The 19,340-nt window shown below is 41.4% G+C and carries 11 protein-coding genes; 10 read left to right on the top strand and 1 reads right to left on the bottom strand.

All coding sequences use genetic code 11. The features are described from left to right. Positions 1-6: 6 nt before the first annotated feature. The 5 genes from LCL89_RS12230 to LCL89_RS12210 all read left to right on the top strand — a co-directional run bounded on the left by LCL89_RS12230 (position 7) and on the right by LCL89_RS12210 (position 7,160). Positions 7-2,445, top strand: a complete 2,439-nt coding sequence (locus LCL89_RS12230) for a glycogen/starch/alpha-glucan phosphorylase (RefSeq protein WP_224810429.1) — start codon at positions 7-9, stop codon at positions 2,443-2,445. Between the two features lie 19 nt (positions 2,446-2,464). Beyond that, positions 2,465-4,384, top strand: a complete 1,920-nt coding sequence (locus LCL89_RS12225) for a glycoside hydrolase family 13 protein (RefSeq protein WP_224810343.1) — start codon at positions 2,465-2,467, stop codon at positions 4,382-4,384. A 14-nt stretch (positions 4,385-4,398) separates the two neighbouring features. After that, positions 4,399-4,773, top strand: coding sequence for a PH domain-containing protein (locus LCL89_RS12220; RefSeq protein WP_224810342.1), 375 nt, complete (start codon positions 4,399-4,401; stop codon positions 4,771-4,773). 172 nt (positions 4,774-4,945) lie between these two features. Beyond that, on the top strand, positions 4,946-6,223 hold the full coding sequence (rpoN, locus tag LCL89_RS12215; RefSeq protein WP_224810341.1) for an RNA polymerase factor sigma-54: 1,278 nt from the start codon (positions 4,946-4,948) through the stop codon (positions 6,221-6,223). Positions 6,224-6,323: 100 nt separating this feature from the next. After that, entirely contained in the window at positions 6,324-7,160 is an 837-nt protein-coding gene (locus tag LCL89_RS12210; protein WP_197316965.1) for a YihY/virulence factor BrkB family protein, read from the top strand. Positions 7,161-7,191: 31 nt separating this feature from the next. On the opposite strand, the gene LCL89_RS12205 is transcribed toward LCL89_RS12210, so the two are convergent. Continuing rightward, on the bottom strand, positions 7,192-8,250 hold the full coding sequence (locus LCL89_RS12205) for a DmpA family aminopeptidase (RefSeq protein ID WP_224810340.1): 1,059 nt from the start codon (positions 8,248-8,250) through the stop codon (positions 7,192-7,194). Positions 8,251-8,702: 452 nt separating this feature from the next. Between LCL89_RS12205 and gltB the strand changes: the two genes are divergently transcribed. The 5 genes from gltB to LCL89_RS12180 all read left to right on the top strand — a co-directional run bounded on the left by gltB (position 8,703) and on the right by LCL89_RS12180 (position 19,171). Beyond that, positions 8,703-13,283 (top strand): glutamate synthase large subunit, encoded by a 4,581-nt coding sequence (gltB, locus tag LCL89_RS12200; RefSeq protein WP_224810339.1) that lies wholly within the window; start codon positions 8,703-8,705, stop codon positions 13,281-13,283. Positions 13,284-13,300: 17 nt separating this feature from the next. Further along, positions 13,301-14,788, top strand: a complete 1,488-nt coding sequence (locus tag LCL89_RS12195) for a glutamate synthase subunit beta (protein ID WP_224810338.1) — start codon at positions 13,301-13,303, stop codon at positions 14,786-14,788. A gap of 279 nt (positions 14,789-15,067) precedes the next feature. Next, positions 15,068-17,143, top strand: coding sequence for a catalase (locus LCL89_RS12190; RefSeq protein WP_404813429.1), 2,076 nt, complete (start codon positions 15,068-15,070; stop codon positions 17,141-17,143). A gap of 269 nt (positions 17,144-17,412) precedes the next feature. After that, positions 17,413-18,771 (top strand): dipeptidase, encoded by a 1,359-nt coding sequence (locus tag LCL89_RS12185; protein ID WP_224810336.1) that lies wholly within the window; start codon positions 17,413-17,415, stop codon positions 18,769-18,771. 256 nt (positions 18,772-19,027) lie between these two features. Next, positions 19,028-19,171 (top strand): hypothetical protein, encoded by a 144-nt coding sequence (locus tag LCL89_RS12180; protein WP_224810335.1) that lies wholly within the window; start codon positions 19,028-19,030, stop codon positions 19,169-19,171. The last annotated feature ends 169 nt before the right edge of the window (positions 19,172-19,340 follow it).

Raw genomic sequence — 19,340 nt, 5'->3', positions numbered from 1 at the left:
TTGGTAATGTTCAGCAATAAAGAGATGTTCAAACAGGCACTGGTTGAGAAGTTGAAAACGAACTTCGGGAAAAAAGTAGAGACAGCTTCAGAGTACGACACATACCGAGCGCTCGGTGCTTTGGTGAAAGATGAAATAACCAAGAAATGGATGGAGACGGAAGAGCGGTATCAAAAAGACCAAACGAAGCAGGTTTATTATTTTTCCATGGAGTTTTTGATGGGGAGATTACTGGGGAACAATTTACTGAATATGAATCTTTTAAAGCTTGTACAGGATGGATTGGAAGATTTGGGATTGTCCCTCGACAGCCTTGAAGAAAACGAAAATGACGCAGGGCTTGGTAACGGTGGTCTCGGACGACTGGCTGCTTGTTTTCTGGACTCATTAGCTTCTCTGAATTTAGCTGGACATGGATATGGAATGCGCTATCGATATGGTATGTTCGATCAACATATCATCGACGGCAAGCAGGTAGAGCTGCCGGATGAATGGCTTTCCAAAGACTTCATATGGGAAGTGCGGAGACCTGAAGAAGCGATCGAAGTGAAATACGAAGGCTATGTCGATTTCAAAGAAGATTCTTCTGGAAATTGGAAATTTGAGTATGTTGATTATGAGAAAATCCGTGCAGTTCCATACGATGTACCGATTGTAGGCTATAATAATGAAACTGTGAATACGCTTCGGTTGTGGTCTGCAGAAGCCACGACAGAAGACATTATGGTCAGAGCGAAGAGAAAAAACGAAATGGGTTACTTCTTGAATCACAGACGGGCTTTAGAGTCGGTATCAGAGTTCTTGTATCCGGATGATTCCACAGAAGAAGGACGTAGATTGAGGTTGAAACAAGAATATTTCCTTGTTTCTGCAGGCGTTCAATCCATCATACAATCATTTGAAAAAACAGGCCTCCCTTGGTCTGCATTCTCTGACAAAACAGCTATCCACATCAACGATACACACCCTGCCCTAGTGATTCCCGAACTTATGAGGATATTAGTCGATGAAAAAGGTCTCGGCTGGGACCAAGCCTGGGAGATTACTCAATCTGTCGTCTCCTACACGAATCACACGACACTAAGTGAGGCTTTAGAATCGTGGCCGGTCAATACAGTTCGAACTCTGCTTCCACGACTATTCATGATTATAGAAGAAATAAATGAACGGTTCTGCCAGGCGTTATGGAAAACATATCCCGGTGACTTTGACCGCATCGCTAATTTAGCGATTGTAGCAGATGGGCAGGTGAAAATGGCCCATTTATCCATTGTAGGCAGTCACAGTATTAACGGTGTCGCAAAATTGCACACAGAGATACTTAAGAAACGTGAAATGAAGAGTTTTTATGAAACATTTCCTAGTAAATTCAATAATAAAACGAATGGCATTACCCACCGTCGCTGGCTGATGCATGCAAATAAACCATTGAGCAATTTAATTACAGAAGCTATCGGCGATCAGTGGATGAATGAACCGGATCGTTTGAAGGACCTCTTGAAGAAGAAAGAAGACTTGTCATTTTTAGACCGTCTTGATGACGTTAAACAGAACAATAAGATCGCACTTGCTGATTGGGTTAAAGAAACTCAAGGGATTACCGTAGACCCGCAATCTATCTTCGATGTCCATATTAAAAGATTACATGGGTACAAACGTCAATTGCTTAATGCTCTTCATATTATGCACTTATACAACGAGTTAAAGGCGGATCCTACCCTGGATATGGTACCTAGAACCTTCTTTTTCGGGGCAAAAGCAGCCTCAGGATATTATTTTGCCAAGAAGGTCATCCAGCTCATTAATAGAATCGCAGCAGTAATCAACAAAGATGATGAGGTCAATGACAAAATCAAAGTTGTATTCTTACCGAACTATTCGGTCTCAACAGCTGAAAAAATCATTCCTGCAAGCAACGTCAGTGAACAAATTTCCACTGCAAGTAAAGAAGCATCCGGGACGGGGAATATGAAGTTCATGATGAATGGAGCACTAACGATCGGAACGATGGATGGAGCGAATGTAGAAATCCATGATCTTGTAGGTGATGAAAATATTTATACATTTGGTCTGAGTTCAGAAGAGGTCCTTGAGTATTACCGAACTGGAGGGTATTCCTCCAAACAGGTTTCTGACCAAGATGAACGTTTGCGGCATACATTAGAACAACTCATTCACTATAGTCCTTTTTCTAAGGGAGAGATGGATTTTCAGCCGATTTACGAAGCTCTTATCCACCATAACGATGAGTACTTCGTTTTGAAAGATTTCGCGGATTATGTAATGGCTCAAAGAAAAGTGAGTCAGGATTACCAAAATAAGAGACTCTGGAACGCAAAGAGCCTGGTTAACATCGCCCAATCCGGCCACTTCTCCAGTGATCGTACGATACAAGAATACGCCTCTCAAATTTGGAATATTGAACGTGTTCAAATGCTGAAATGATGTTTTGGAGGGACCAATCGTGAGACATTATGATGTGTATCACAATAGTTTTGACTTGAAATACAGAGAGCCTTTCGGTGCAGCACCGAAGGGTTCGAATGTTTCTTTGACCATTGATGTACATGAACATTTCCGGGTAACACGTGTCATTTTACATTACATCCTGGATAGGACAGATCATGAACGGACGAAGATGATGGATCTTTATAGTGAAGAACACCACTACAACTCCTATGAAACGACTGTAGAAATGCCGAAGAAGCCCCAATTGATTTGGTACTTCTTCGAAATAGTACTGGAAGATGGAAAGATTTTTTATGGCAGGGAGAACATTTTTGAAAGTGGAGAGGGCAAAGTTTATGACCATATCCCTCCTTCCTGGCAGATCACTGTTTATGATCCGGATTATGAGACTCCGGATTGGTGGAAACATGCAACGATGTATCAAATTTTTCCTGATCGATTTTATGCAGCGGGAGAAATAGATAGGAGCAAGGCCCCTAAATCAAGCTTGGTTCATGCACATTGGGAAAACGATCCGATATACATCAGAAATGAGAGAGGAGAAGTCATACGCTGGGACTTCTTCGGAGGAAACCTCAAAGGTATTACTGAAAAGCTGGACTATATTCAGTCATTAGGGGTAACTGTCATCTATTTGAACCCTATCTTCGAAGCAGAAAGTAATCATCGATACGACACCGGGGATTACCATACCATTGACCCTCTTTTAGGGAGCAAAGAAGATTTTGAAGAACTCATTGAAAAAGCTGGTCAACACGGTATAGAGATAATGCTGGATGGAGTGTTCAGCCATACTGGCAGCAATAGTATCTATTTCAACCGAGAAGGGGAATATGACTCTTTAGGAGCTTATCAATCTAAGGATTCTCCTTATTACCCTTGGTACCAGTTTTATAACTACCCGAATGATTATGAAGCGTGGTGGGGTGTGGGGACGCTTCCTACACTGAATAAAGAGAATAAGGATTATCAGGACTTCTTGATCCATAACCCGGATAGTGTCATAAAAACATGGCAGAATTCAGGGATGAAGCATTGGAGACTGGATGTTGCAGATGAACTGACGGATGACTTGATCAAGCAGATCAACAGTCAGTTGAAATCTCATGATCCATCCAGTGTACTTCTCGGAGAAGTCTGGGAAGATGCATCCAATAAAATTTCCGGTGGGAACAGAAGGGATTACTTTTTAGGTGGAGTTCTTGATTCAGTGATGAATTATCCGATGCGTAAATTGATGCTGGACTTTATGAAAGGTGATATTGATGCTCTTTACGTGGACCGACGTTTGAAGACTCTTTCCGAACACTATCCTTTGCAATACTTCTATGCGTTGATGAACATGTTATCCAGTCATGACGTCGAAAGAATCAAAACGATGCTGGATGGTTATCTGCCTGATCATTTTGGAGAAGAAGAAAAGGAAAACATCGTGAAAAAGCAGATCAAAGCATTAAGCTTATGGATGTATACATTCCCTGGAATTCCGTCACTATACTACGGGGATGAAGCGGGTCTTACTGGTGGTGCTGATCCTGATAATCGAAAGCCTTATCCTTGGGGTAGAGAAGACCCGACGTTAATCGAGTGGTATAAGGATATCGGAAAGTGGCGTAAAGAACACGCAGCGTTGAGAACCGGTAATTGGAACTCATTTGCTGTGAATAGTGATGTGTACGGGTTTGAACGATGGATTTCGAATGAAAAAGATGTATTTGGTGAACAAGCAAACAATGAGCAGTTCATCTATATTATGAACCGCAGCTATCATGAACAAAAGAAAGTCAGTCTCAATGTTGAAAGAGGGAAGTGGCAGGAGCTTGAGAATAAGAAAAGGATTTTCAAGGCGAAGAAGGGTAAATTAACGATTGATTTAGCCCCTTGTGAATGTATGCTGTTAAGACATCTCCATTAAGGGAGGAGAGCTGAATGGGCTTTTTAGACGGACTGATGGGTAACGCCAGCGAAGTGGATAAAGATAAATTGGAGAGAGAAATCAAAGATATTTTAGTCGATCAAGAAGAAGTTCAAAGTGGATATAAAGTATTGAGAGATTCATTTATATTTACGAATAAACGTTTATTATTGATAGATAAACAAGGAATGACAGGTAAAAAAGTAGAATATCACTCCATTCCCTACAAAAGCATAACCCATTTCAGTGTAGAAACAGCGGGTGGCTTCGATTTGGATTCTGAATTGAAAATCTGGTTATCCGGCACCAATGAACCGATTGGAAAGCTATTCAAAAAAGACAGTCCTATCCAGGAAGTTCAAAAGACTTTAGCCAAATATGTTTTATAATCTATTGTTTCACGTGAAACAATTAATGCCGATGCCTTCAGGTGTCGGTTTTTTTGTGAGAATAGAGATGAAAATTATATCCCTCAGCAGCGTTCATTCCGGTCCTCCTACTTTGTTATAATAGAATTAAATTACATTGAAAGCGCTGACAACGAGTGGGAGGAAGTTCAACATGAAGCTTCAATTAACTCAAAATCAAACGACAAAACTATATATGTCTACAGAAATGCGTCAGGCGGTCACAATTCTGCAGTATTCTCAAGCTCAACTTATAGAATTTATAGAAGAAAAGTCATTGGAAAACCCTCTTATTTCCATTGAAAATCCAAGGGGGATCAACGGGACACCTTCGCGAACCAGGCCTATGTTTAACCCTGCTGGTATCTTTGTAGAGAGCGAACAAGGGTGGAGGGAAAAAATAATTGATTATTTCAAGTGGAATGAAGAAAACATAAAACCTTTTCAAATCATGGAGTATCTAATATTAAATCTGGATGAGAAAGGATTTCTCCCACTTACCATTGAAGAAATCGCTGCATCTATGTCGTCTACCCGTTCAGAGATAGAGAAACAGATAACCAAACTTAAAGTATATGAATCTATGGGACTTGGCTGTTTTAATATGAGGGAGTACTTACTCTATCAAATTGAAAATGACTATCCTTCCAATTATATACTACATAAGCTAGTGTCCGATTATCTTGAAGAGGCGTCTGATCGGAAATGGAAGTTTATTGCTCAAAATCTGAATGTCAGTGAGGAAGAAGTGAAAGCAGCCTTTTCGCTCTTGAAAAACTTAAACCCTCAACCAAAGGTCGATGAAGGAAACCGATTTGTAGACTATTTGATTCCGGATATCATCGTTGAAGAGAAGGGGGGAGAGTTTTTTCTGAAAGACACAAATTCCTTAACTCCTCTAATAAACCTAAATTCACAGCTTGCATCTCTTACGGATATAAACTCTGATGCGAAAAGTTTCATAGAAGATTGTTACAAGGAAGCTCGTTGGTTAATGAATAGTATCGAACAAAGGAGAGCAACAATTATCCAAGTGGTCGAAGCTATACTCTATAAGCAATCTTCATTCTTTTATGGAAACCACCTGGTTCCTATGAATTATAAACAAGTGGGCGAAATGATTGGGGTACATGAGTCTACAGTAAGTCGGGCAGTTGCTCATAAAGTTATACAAACTCCAAGAGGGACTTATGATTTGAAAGCATTTTTCACACCAGGATTAAAGAATGGGAGGGATGTTCCCATCTCTTCCAGTGAAGTGAAACAAATGATAAAGCGTTTGATTGAGGGTGAAGATAAGGGCAATCCACTTTCTGATCAACAGATCGTCAATAAAATCAAGGAAATTCACCCTGTTACCATATCAAGGAGAACGGTGGCAAAATATAGAGAATCCATGAATATAAGAGCCTCTTCGAAAAGGAAAGAATAGCCCTGCTTCCATATTTAAACACATTTTCAAACGATTCATAGGTTAATAAGTAGTCAAAAAGGGGATAGACTACTAGAAGATGTTGGAGGAGGCTTAAATAGTGAAGAAGGTTGTGAACTATGTAAAAGATTTGATTGAAGAATTTCAAAAGGATAATATTCCCTTATTAGGGGCTGCCCAAGCCTATTATTATCTATTATCAATCGTGCCTATGCTTATATTACTCTTGTCGATTCTTCCTTACTTGAACATTAGTGCGGAAGCCGCTATGAACACTGTTACCAATTTTCTTCCTGAAGACACGGCAGAAGTATTTCGAGAAAATATTATTAATGTCGTTGATAAACCTAACGGCGGCTTATTGACCGTTGGTATACTTGGTACTCTGTGGTCAGCTTCAAGCGGAATTAATGCTTTTATTAAATCAGCAAATGAAGCGTACGACGTCGAAGAGACGCGTTCTTTTATAAAAGTAAGGCTGCTTTCTATCATTCTTACACTTGGAATGATTATTGGATTTGTTGTAGCCCTGGCTTTGCCTGTCTTTGGGGACGTAATTATTGGTGCCATCGATCGTACGTTGAATCTGCCTGATCAGACAGTAATCTTTTTCCAAGTTTTAAGATGGGCAATTGGAATTGTAGTAATGAGTGCCATTTTGATGGCTTTATATCATTTTGCTCCTAACAAAAACATTCCATTTAAACATGTCTTACCTGGAGCTATTATCACATCAATATTATGGCAGGTCATTTCTTTAGCATTCTCCTTTTACGTAAGCAATTTCGGTAACTATACAGCAACATACGGCAGTTTAGGCGGCGTCATCATCTTAATGCTATGGTTCTTCCTTACGGGCATTATTTTGATGGTAGGAGCTGAAATCAATGTCATTTATCATCGCAAACATGGTGGCGGAGCAAGTAAGGCTGCTTAAATGAAAACCCCGGTCCTTGACCGGGGTTTTCTTAGTTTAGGGATAAGTTATATTTTTCAATAAGCTCTGAAAGGGTAGGCCGTTCATTTCCACCTCTCCCCTTAACAGGAGTTGCCATAATCAGCGCGTTCAAAACAGCTTCTTCCGTCGCTTCCCCTACTGCTCTGAAAGCTTCATCGATTTCATCATCATGAATTGTGGAGGTCGAGAGTAAGTCTCCATTGGGTTCATGAGGGATTTTATTTGCTGTAGAAAAGCCGATGGCGACCTCTCCGCTCCCCGTAGTGATGACAGAACCTGTCCGGGACAGTCCGGTAACACTTCTTTTAATGATTCGATTTAGCTGGCGCTCTGAAACAGGCAGATCAGTTGCAATGATCACCATGATCGATCCTCGATCCTTTGTTTCTCCAGAAGGAATGACATACCTGCTTAATTGCTCTCCGACAGGTTTCCCATCAATTCTCAAGTCACTGATGTAGCCGAAATTGGTGACCACAAGAACTCCAAGCGTGTAGTTTCCATGCTCCAGCGGAATTGTTCTGGAAGATGAACCGACCCCGCCTTTTAATGAGTAACAGAGCATTCCTGTACCGGCCCCTACACAACCTTCTTCAAAATCAATCTTGGTCTCTGTCATAGCTTTATGTACGTGTTCTTTCTCAACAAACATCGCCCGTAAATCGTTTAGATACATATCATTGCACTCTCCGACCACAGGGTTGATACTTCCTGTAGAACGGCCTATGTCAGGGTTTGTTTCAAGAGTTTTTTCCATGACTGCTTCGGCTGCCACACCTATATTTAATGTGTTAGTTAGTACAATCGGAGTTTCAAGGGTACCAAGTTCTTTGATTTGTATGGTCCCCATAGTTTTTCCGAAACCATTAATCACGTGAGTGGAAGCAATCAATTTTTCTTTGAAAAGGTTTCGTTCATGGGGGATGACTGCTGTGACACCAGTTTGACAGCTTCCTTCACTTAAGGTCGTATGCCCTACTTTGACACCTGCTACATCTGTGATTTTATTCAGTTTTCCTGTTTCTAGTGATCCAATCTTTACTCCATAGTCTCTTATTCTTAAATTCATAGTAGGTGAACCTCCCTGTTTGTTTCTTTCTTCAATTTCACCTTCGTTTCCTTTAAATCCATACAATTCATGGATGAAATGAGTAATTTTTCCTCATCCTACCCTTTTAGTGTTTTATAAATGATTTCAATAAGAGTTCATTCAGTAAAGGTGTATTTTTATACAATAAGCGACTGTTTTATACATTTTCAAGAATGAAATTAAGTGATTTTGAGTTAATTTCAGAAAAAATTTGAAAAATTTTAAGCGAAAAATATGGTTGCGCTTACATCATCTATATATAAGAGTTCAGGTGCATTTTAAATTGTCAAATTTTAATGAAAATTCCCTCTAAACACGCTGTTCAAGCATGATACGAAGGTTTTTTCGTGCTATACTAGTAAAAAACTGAAAAGACAGAATTTTTTATAATCGACTAAAATCAATCAAATAGCTGATCAGGGGGAATGATTATGCAGAAACATGGATATCCAGTACCTCAAGGGTTATATCACCCTGAGAACGAACATGAAGCCTGTGGAATAGGGATGATTGCCAACATTGACGGTACGAAATCTCATAGCATCGTTGAAAATGCTGTCACAATTTTATGTAACCTTGAACACCGCGGAGGTCAGTCCGCAGATGTAAGTACCGGTGATGGTGCAGGAATCTTAACACAAATTCCGCATCATTTTTTTGAGAAGCAATGTGAAAAAGAAGATATTGAACTACCGAATGCCGGGAAGTATGGGATCGGTATGTTATTCCTTCCTGAAGACCGTGATAAGCGTATGGAATGCAGACGTACCTTTGAAAAGATCGTCCACGAAGAAGGGCAGAAATTTTTAGGCTGGCGAACAGTTCCTATCAATGATTCCTTTGTAGGGAAAGATGCGAAGAAAACGAAACCTTATATTCTTCAAGCCTTTGTAGCGCCTGCAGATAACATAAATAATCAAATGGACTTGGAAAGACGTCTATACATTATAAGAAAAAGGGCAGAGATTGAGATCTCGAGTAGAGATGGTTTTGATGACTTCTATATCAGCAGTTTGTCTTCAAATACAATTGTTTACAAAGGGATGTTAATTCCTGAGCAATTGGATTCTTTTTATATTGATTTGAACCACCCTGATTTTAAGACTGCCCTCGCATTAGTGCACTCTCGTTTCAGTACGAACACCTTCCCTAGTTGGAAACGTTCACACCCAAACCGTTATACCATCCACAATGGGGAATTCAATACCTTAAGAGGAAACGTCAATTGGATGAGGGCTCGCCAAGAGTTATGCTCCTCTAAATATTTCAGTGATGAGGATCTTCAGAAAATCCTTCCTGTCATCGACTCCAATGGTAGTGACTCCTCTATGTTTGATAATGCATTTGAGTTTTTATACCTCTCTGGTCGCTCTCTTGCTCACACGGCAATGATGATGGTGCCGGAACCATGGTCTAATGATGAAACGATTCAAGAAGATAAAAAGAATTTCTATGAATATCACAGCTGCTTGATGGAGCCGTGGGATGGACCGGCTGCACTTGCTTACACAGACGGTAAGCAGATCGGAGCCTGTCTCGATAGGAATGGCCTTCGACCTGCCCGTTATTACGTAACGAAAGATGGAATGATCGTACTTGGTTCTGAAGTAGGAGCTTTGGATATCTTTGCAGACGATATCTTATACAAAGACCGCCTCCACCCTGGAAAAATGCTGCTTGTCGATCTTGAAAAGGGCAAAATCATACCAGATGAAGAAATCAAGCTTGAAATTTCCAGAGAGCAGCCATATAAAGAATGGATCGATGAGCATAAGTTCAATTTGGAAGACCTTCCACAGCCGACGGTTGAGCATCGTCCTGTTGAATCACTGATTGATAAACAGCTTGCATTCGGCTATACGAATGAAGAATTGAATAAAATTCTTATGCCGCTTGTGACAGGCAAAAAAGATCCAGTCGGGTCAATGGGCTATGACTCTCCATTAGCGGTGCTCTCTAAGAAACCGCAACTATTGTACAGCTATTTTAAACAGTTATTCGCACAAGTAACGAATCCTCCTATTGATGCTATCAGAGAATCATTGATTACAATGGTGGAAACGACTATAGGTGCTGAAGGTAACCTTGTGGATCCGAAACCTGAAAGCTGCCGGCAGATTCGGTTAGAGACGCCCATCTTGACCAACGTTCAGTTTGAACAATTACGACAACAAACAATAGATGGTTTCAAACCGAAAACGTTCTCCATTTTATTTGAAGCGAAAGAAAATAAAATGAAAGAAGCGCTCGACCGTCTATTCGAAGAAGCGGATCAGGCCATCGAAGATGGAACGACATTATTGATGCTTTCAGACAGAGGTATGGGTAAAGAGTATGCGGCTATCCCTGCTTTGCTTGCTGTATCAGGACTGCACCACCATTTGATCAAACAAGGAACACGAACGAAAGTCAGCATCCTGATTGAGACTGGGGAAGCTCGCGAAGTCCATCATTTTGCAACTCTCTTAGGTTATGGAGCGGAAGGAATCAATCCATACCTGGCATTTGAATCACTGCGTCATCTAAAGGATCGTGGCGATTTGGAAGTTGAATCCCATGACATTGCGGTTGAAACATATGTAAAAGCTGTTACAGACGGAATAATAAAAGTTTTATCAAAGATGGGGATCTCTACGATTCAAAGTTACCGTGGAGCGCAGATTTTTGAAGCGGTTGGTATTCATAAGGATGTCATCGATCAGTACTTTACTCGTACATCTTCACGCTTAGGTGGAATTGGTTTAGATATCATCGAGAAGGAAGTATTGATGCGTCACGAAGTCGCCTACAGTGAAAAACGTGGAGGAAACCGCACATTAGAAGCGGGGGATGAATTCCAGTACCGTAAAAACGGTGAAGATCATCAATACAATCCACAAACGATTGCTACTCTTCAGCACGCTTGTCGTAAGAACGACTACAAATTATATAAGCAATACTCACAATTGCTCACAGATGAAAAGAATAACCTGCAGTCTCTGAGAGGCCTGTTATCTTTCAAAGACCGTCCTTCCATTCCAATAGATGAAGTGGAGTCTGTTGAGGATATTTGTAAGAGGTTCAAAACAGGTGCCATGTCTTACGGTTCCATTAGCAAGGAAGCACACGAAGCTTTAGCTGTTGCCATGAACCGTGTAGGAGGAAGGAGTAATACGGGTGAAGGAGGAGAAGACCCTGACCGTTTTACACCTGACGAAAATGGAGACCTGCGTAGAAGTTCAATCAAGCAAGTAGCATCCGGACGTTTCGGAGTCACGAGCAACTACTTAGTGAATGCGGATGAAATTCAAATAAAGATTGCTCAAGGAGCAAAACCGGGAGAAGGAGGACACCTTCCTGGAAAGAAAGTATACCCTTGGATTGCAGAAGTCCGTGGGTCGACTCCCGGGGTCGAATTGATCTCGCCGCCACCTCACCATGATATTTACTCGATCGAGGATTTGGCTGAACTTATTTATAACCTTAAGAATGCCAATCCAAAAGCGAGAATCAGTGTGAAGCTCGTATCTGCGGTCGGGGTAGGTACTATAGCTGCAGGTGTGGCAAAAGGTCGTGCAGATTTAGTTTTGATCAGTGGTTATGATGGAGGAACCGGAGCCGCTCCTCGAACAAGTATTAAACACACTGGACTTCCATGGGAAATCGGATTGGCAGAAACACATCAAACCCTTGTCCTTGACCGTTTGAGAGATCGTATAGTTGTTGAAACAGACGGGAAAATGATGACGGGCAGGGATGTTGTTGTCGCTACTTTACTTGGAGCAGAAGAGTATGGATTCTCAACAGCACCTTTGGTGGTCTTAGGTTGTGTCATGATGCGTGTCTGTCACTTGAACACCTGCCCTGTGGGTGTAGCAACGCAGGATCCAGAATTGAGGAAGAAGTTCACAGGTGAAGCCGACCATTTGGAAAACTTCATGCGTTTTATTGCTCAAGAGACACGAGAATTGATGGCAGAACTCGGTTTCCGTTCCATCAACGAAATGATCGGTCGTACCGATGTATTAGAAACAAATGAAGCTGTTGATCATTGGAAAGCGAAGGGGATCGATCTTTCCGCTCTTCTTTATCAACCACAAGTTCCAGACAACTATGGACGCTATGCAACAGAAACTCAGGATCACCAATTGGAAAAAACTTTGGATATAGAAGAACTGATTCCTTTATGTAAGCAGGCCATTGAGACAGGTGAGCCTGTACAAGCAACGGGTTCAATCAGGAACATCCACCGTGTTACAGGTACCCTTCTGGGGAGTGAAGTGACTCGGAAGTACGGAGAGGAAGGTTTGCCGGAAGATACCATTCAATTGACATTCAAAGGGTCAGCCGGCCAAAGCTTCGGAGCCTTCATTCCAAAAGGCATGACGCTACGACTGGTCGGAGATTCAAATGATTATGTCGGAAAAGGGTTATCCGGCGGAAAAATCATTGTACATCCATCTCCGAGATCTACATTTGCACCTGAAGAAAATACGATTATCGGTAATGTTTCTTTTTATGGGGCTTCTTCGGGTGAAGCATATATTAACGGACTAGCCGGCGAGCGTTTTTGTGTGCGTAATAGTGGTGCTCATGTAGTCGTCGAAGGTGTAGGAGACCACGGATGTGAATATATGACAGGTGGAAAGGTTGTTGTGCTCGGAGGGACAGGACGAAACTTTGCAGCCGGGATGTCCGGAGGAGTTGCATATGTGTTGGATGAATCTGAACAACCATTTGAAACGAAGTGTAATAAGGACCTTGTCCATTTACAATCGTTGTCCAATGCCGAAGAGATTCAGGAACTTTATGAAATGATAGAAAAGCATGTCCAATACACGAACAGTGGCCTTGCTCAGCGGATCTTAAACAATTGGAACCATTATGTCCATAGATTTGTACGAGTTGTACCTCGTGATTACTTGGCAATGCAAGAACGAATCAAACACCTCAAAGAGAGTGGAATGGAGAAATTTGATGCTGAAATGACAGCATTTGAAGAAAGTAATAAACCTGTAGAGACCGTGAAATAACTGAGGGGGGAGATTTTATGGGAAAGTCGACAGGATTCAAGGAATACGAACGCCAATCGATACCTGAACGTGATCCTGCAACACGTACGAAAGACTGGGACGACTATACACTACCTATGTCAGACGAAGAAGTGCAGAAACAAGGGGCGCGGTGCATGGATTGTGGCGTTCCTACATGTCACTCCGGAATGGAGATCAATGGAATCACTACGGGGTGCCCTGTTTATCATTTGATTCCAGAATGGAACGATTTAGTCTACCGTGGTCAATGGAAAGAAGCACTTGAGAAAGAGCATGAAATGAACAACTTTCCTGAGTTCACCGGGTTTGCCTGCCCGGCACCTTGTGAAGGTGCATGTGTGCTGGGGATCAATGAACCACCAGTAGCTATTCGATCAGTAGAACGTTCGATTATAGAAAAAGGCTTCGATGAAGGATGGGTGAAACCGGAGCCTCCAGAGAAGAGAACGGGTAAAAAAGTGGCCGTTGTCGGATCTGGGCCAGCAGGCTTGGCTGCAGCTGCTCAACTGAATAAGGCAGGACATTGGGTGACTGTGTATGAGCGAAATGACCGTGTTGGTGGTTTGTTGACATACGGCATTCCTGAAATGAAATTACCTTATTCGGTAGTCGAACGCAGAGTAAATATCTTAGAAGAAGAAGGCATTCATTTCTTCACGAATACAGAAGTAGGGAGAGATTACCCTGTTTCCAGACTTCGGGAAGAGTACGACTCCGTCGTTCTTTGTGGAGGAGCTACCACTCCCAGGAACCTTGAGGTTGATGGGCGTAATCTGAAGGGTATCCATTATGCTATGGATTTCCTGCATGCAAATACAAAAAGTCTGCTTGATTCCGATCATGCAGATGGAAACTATATCAGTGCAAAAGGAAAAGATGTCATCGTTATCGGTGGTGGAGATACAGGTACCGATTGTATTTCAACTTCTCTTCGACATGGGTGCAAGAGCCTCACTCAATTTGATATATACGATAAAAAAGGATCAGTGCGGGACAATGAAGAAAACCCTTGGCCGCAGTATCCAATGATTCACCGTGTGGAGTATGGACAAAAAGAAGCAGAAGCTTTATTCGGCGATGACCCAAGAGCATATGCTGTCATGACTAAAAAGTTCGTCGGGGATGAAAATGGACGTATTAAAGAAGTTCATACCATCAATGTCGCTCTTTCTTATGATGATGAAGGCAATAAAGTGAGAACAGAAATTCCTGGAACAGAAAAAGTATGGCCTGCGGATTTGGTGTTACTGGCTATTGGTTTCAGCGGACCTGAACAAGACTTGATTGATAAGCTTGGAGTAGAAACGACAGTACGAACAAATGTAGCTGCTCAATATGGAAAGTACAAAACGAATATCGACGGAGTATTCGCTGCAGGAGATATGAGAAGAGGGCAGAGCTTGATCGTTTGGGCGATTAATGAAGGACGTGAAGCTGCCCGTGAAGTGGATCGATATATGATGGGAAGCACTCAACTGCCTTAATCGAAATATCTTCAATCGTAGTAGAAAAGTAAGACAATATTCATATGGAAAGATTTTAAAAAACTCAGAGTCTCTACTCTGGGTTTTTTCATGTTCAATTTCAATTCACTTGAAGTCCAATCTTACTACTTCATAAAGAATGCTTCTATCCAAAGCCATCTATAACTGCCCGCCACAACAGGCCGTCCTACTTAAGTATACGAAGTAGAGGTTTATTATCATAAAGTCTCAAATAGTTTAACGATAAGCAGGTGAGGGAAGACGTAAAAGATGAAATAAATGGAATTTTTTGAAGGGGAGGAACTCTTGTTGAGTAAACATAACGTCAACAATTCTAAGAAGAACGAACAACTTGATGAAAGCAGAGTCGATGACCGGGGAAAGCATTTAACGACGAACCAGGGCCTGAAGATGTCGGAAGATGAGTTTTCTCTTAAAGCCGGTGAACGTGGACCGACACTAATGGAAGATTTTCATTTCCGTGAGAAAATGACACATTTCGATCATGAACGTATTCCTGAACGAGTCGTTCATGCTCGTGGTTTTTCTGCGCACGGAGAATTTGAGTTGTACAAATCACTGGAGAACTATACAAAAGCTGACTTTTTAAATGATACCTCGAAGACTACGCCTGTCTTCGTAAGGTTTTCTACAGTTGCAGGATCCAAAGGTTCTGCAGAAACAGTAAGAGATGCCCGTGGATTTGCGACTAAATTTTATACGGATGAGGGGAATTATGACTTAGTCGGAAACAACATTCCTGTATTCTTTATCCAAGATGCGATTAAGTTCCCAGATCTAGTTCATGCAGTCAAACCTGAGCCGCATAACGGTATGCCACAGGGAGCTTCTGCTCATGACACGTTTTGGGATTTTGTAGCGAACAATCAGGAGTCTGCCCATATGGTGATGTGGACGATGTCAGATCGCGCTATTCCGAGAAGCTTCCGTATGATGGAGGGATTCGGTGTACATACGTTCCGACTTGTGAATGCCGAAGGAAAGTCTCATTTCGTCAAGTTTCATTGGAAACCGGTGCTGGGTGCTCACTCACTGGTTTGGGATGAAGCCCAGAAAATTTCCGGAAAAAACCCTGATTTCCATCGGGGGGACTTATACAACTCAATAGAAGATGGGGACTTTCCTGAGTACGAATTAGGTATTCAAGTTATTGCTGAAGCGGATGAAGACAAATTCGACTTCGATATTTTAGACCCGACCAAGCTCTGGCCTGAAGAAGATGTTCCGGTTGAAATTGTAGGGAAAATGACATTGAACCGGAATGTAGATAACGTATTTGCAGAAAACGAACAGGTCGCTTTTCATCCGGGTCATGTAGTTCCAGGTATTGATTTTTCGAATGATCCGCTTCTACAAGGACGCTTATTCTCTTATACAGATACACAGCTGATCCGGCTTGGGGGTCCTAATTTTCACGAGCTACCGATAAATAAGCCTGTCTGTCCTTTTCACAATAATCAGCGGGACGGCTATGGCCGCCATACGATCAATCAGGGGCAGGTCAGTTACCATAACAATTCTCTTGCAAATAATACTCCCGAAACAGCCTCACCGGAAGAGGGAGGATATGAACATTACCATGAAAAAGTAGAAGGGCGCAAAGTGAGGGCGCGTAGTGAAAGCTTCAAAGACCATTTCTCTCAAGCGGCTTTATTCTGGAACAGTATGAGTGCGCATGAGAAAGACCATTTGATCCAGGCCTTCAGCTTTGAGCTTGGTAAAGTTGAAAGTGAGTCAGTAAGAGAGCAGGTGGTGGAGATGTTTTCAAATGTAAGTCTTGAGCTTGCTCAAGGGTTCGCTGAGAATATTGGAGTTAAACCACCAGTCAGTGGAGGGTCGACCACCTCTAAAGCCTCTCCTGCATTAAGCCAGGCGAATACGAACTTCAAAGCAGAAACAAGACAAGTTGCAGTGGTTATGGGTGAAGGGTTTAATGGCGAGGAAGTTGAGAAAGTTCTTGATGGTCTGGCAGACAAAGGATTGAAAACTTCTATTATCAGTAACAAACAAGGTGTATTGAGTGGGTCAGATGGGGTTGAATTGAAAATAGACCATACATTTACGACAGCTGACCCAGTCCTTTTCGATGCTGTCTATATCATCGGAGGAAAATCCCATGATAAAGCTTTCACTCAGAGTACTGAATATTATATCCATGAAGCTTTTAAACATTATAAACCTATAGGTGCTACCCACCAAGGTGTATCTTTCCTTGAAAAAGGTGATGTACTAAACCATGAAGGGGTGGTTGCCGAAGATGATGCCGACACATTTATAAGCACCTTTACTAAAGCTGTTGAAGCTCATAGACACTGGAATCGCAACCTGGTGTAAGGTTAATTTGTTGGGCATTTTGTTATAAAACGAAGAAAACCTGTTTCATTGTATAGATTGTAAGGAATGGAGTAATAAATAAACGAAAAGAAGGTGGTCAAATGATTCGTACAATTTTAATGATTATTGGTTTGGTCGTCGTCATCGGTTTTATTATTTCTCTATTATAATCCCTTAAAAAACTCACCTCTATGGTGAGTTTTTTACTTTCTTATCTGCTGTTATGTATGTGGCGGGTCGCTTATAATATGAATAAAGGAGGAATAATTGTGAAACGAGTCAGTGATTTACATAATCAAAGGTTTTTAGAAGAGTTGAAAGATTTCTTATCCATTCCCAGCATTTCTTCCAAGTCAGAGCACAAACAGGATGTTCAAGAGGCAGCACGGTGGACGGCACAATCATTGCAGCGGATCGGTTTGGAGCATGTAGAAGTGATTCAGACTGATGGGCATCCAATTGTATATGGAGACTGGCTTCATGCAGAAGGTAAACCGACTGTATTGATCTATGGACATTACGATGTTCAACCTGAAGACCCAGTTGACTTATGGGAAACCCCTCCCTTCGAACCGGTCATTAAAGACGATAAGATCTATGCCAGAGGAGCTACAGATGATAAAGGGCAGCTATTTATTCACATAAAAGCACTTGAAATGTTGTTTGAAGAATATGGAGAGCTCCCGATAAATGTGAAGTTATGCATTGAAGGAGAAGAAGAGGTGGCCAGCCCTCATCTGCCTCCATATATTAACGAAAATGAAGAGAAGTTGCATGCAGATGCAGTGGTCGTCAGTGATACTTCCTTTATTGACAAAGGACAGCCTGCTATTTGCACGTCATTGCGGGGAGCTCTGGCTATGGAGCTCACAGTGAAAACCGCCAATACAGACTTACATTCTGGAACTTATGGGGGGGCTGTCCCTAATTCCGTACACGCCTTAGTAACAATTCTAAATTCACTGCATGATTCAAGCGGTAAAGTAGCTGTTGAAGGTTTTTATGAAGGAGTACCTGAGCCAACGGAAAAATTAAAGAAAGAAGTGGCTGAAGTTCCTTTTGATGAAGAGCGGATCAAACAAGAATTAGGGTTGGATGCTTTATTTGGTGAAGAAGGATTTACGTTCCAAGAACGAGTAGGGGTGCGTCCCACACTGGAAATCAACGGAGTTACAGGAGGGTTTCAGGGGGAAGGACTGAAAACGATTGTTCCCTGTGAGGCAAGTGCTAAAATCAGCTGCCGATTGGTGGGTGACCAAGATCCAGAAAAAATTTATGAATTATTAACGGATTATGTAACAAAACAATGCCCGACTGGAGCCAAAGCAGAACTGATAAAGTACATTCAAGCCAGCCCCGTATCACTGGATTCACAGGACCCTATGATTCAAACAGCTGCAGAGGCATATGAAAAGGTGTATGGAACCCGGCCTCTGTTTCCTAAAGAAGGAGGTTCCATTCCAATAGTAGAGGTGTTTGCACGTGTATTGAAATCACCGGTAGTCTTGATGGGGTTTGGTCTGCCATCGGAAAACCTTCATGCGCCTAATGAACATTTCCATCTTGAAAACTTCAGAAAAGGCATAGAAACGGTTTGCGATTATTATGAAAAACTGGGTAAGCAGTAGTCAGGTTCCGCGCTTCGAAGAGAAGCGCGTTTTTTTATTTCTTTCTATTGCAGCGCCCCATTTGTTGCATAAGAACTTATAAAAAAATCATTTTTTGGAGGATTGATTCGCTATTTTTATTATTTTTAAGTATTTGAAAGAAATAAGAATATTATTTTACATCACGCTAAAATTTGATACTATATAAAAGGATTTTATGATATTTATTCCAATATAAAAAGAAGGGGAAACAAGAGACATGGTTACATCTTTATTCATGTTATCACTGACTGTTTTGATTACGTTTTTGGCCCTCTATTCTATAGATAAATTGGTGACAAGGTTGAAGAAAGTTGAATATAAATCTTCAAAACCTGAATTTACACCAGAAATGGAATTCTCAAGACCCAACCATTATTGACATTAAGGTGACCTTCCATCACAGGAAGGTCACCTTAATTATTGGTATCATCAAATGGAAGACGGGGCGTCATCATTTTTTTACAGTTAAGATTATGATAAAATAGGTATGTTTAAGTAGTTTCGGAAAAATGAGTATAAGACATTGAAAGTGACTCGTTGAAAAAGGG

The organism is Halobacillus yeomjeoni, assembly GCF_020171525.1.
Lineage (GTDB): Bacteria > Bacillota > Bacilli > Bacillales > Halobacillaceae > Halobacillus > Halobacillus yeomjeoni.
Note: the sequence above shows the minus strand (reverse complement) of the source record. Positions and strands in the feature narration are given on the sequence as shown.

Excerpts from the sequence above, each read along its gene's own strand:
- LCL89_RS12230 (WP_224810429.1), top strand. The coding sequence starts at position 7 with ATGTTCAGCAATAAAGAGATGTTCAAACAGGCACTGGTTGAGAAGTTG.
- LCL89_RS12220 (WP_224810342.1), top strand. The coding sequence starts at position 4,399 with ATGGGCTTTTTAGACGGACTGATGGGTAACGCCAGCGAAGTGGATAAA.
- rpoN (WP_224810341.1), top strand. The coding sequence starts at position 4,946 with ATGAAGCTTCAATTAACTCAAAATCAAACGACAAAACTATATATGTCT.
- LCL89_RS12205 (WP_224810340.1), bottom strand. The coding sequence starts at position 8,250 with ATGAATTTAAGAATAAGAGACTATGGAGTAAAGATTGGATCACTAGAA.
- gltB (WP_224810339.1), top strand. The coding sequence starts at position 8,703 with ATGCAGAAACATGGATATCCAGTACCTCAAGGGTTATATCACCCTGAG.
- LCL89_RS12195 (WP_224810338.1), top strand. The coding sequence starts at position 13,301 with ATGGGAAAGTCGACAGGATTCAAGGAATACGAACGCCAATCGATACCT.
- LCL89_RS12190 (WP_404813429.1), top strand. The coding sequence starts at position 15,068 with ATGGAATTTTTTGAAGGGGAGGAACTCTTGTTGAGTAAACATAACGTC.
- LCL89_RS12180 (WP_224810335.1), top strand. The coding sequence starts at position 19,028 with ATGTTATCACTGACTGTTTTGATTACGTTTTTGGCCCTCTATTCTATA.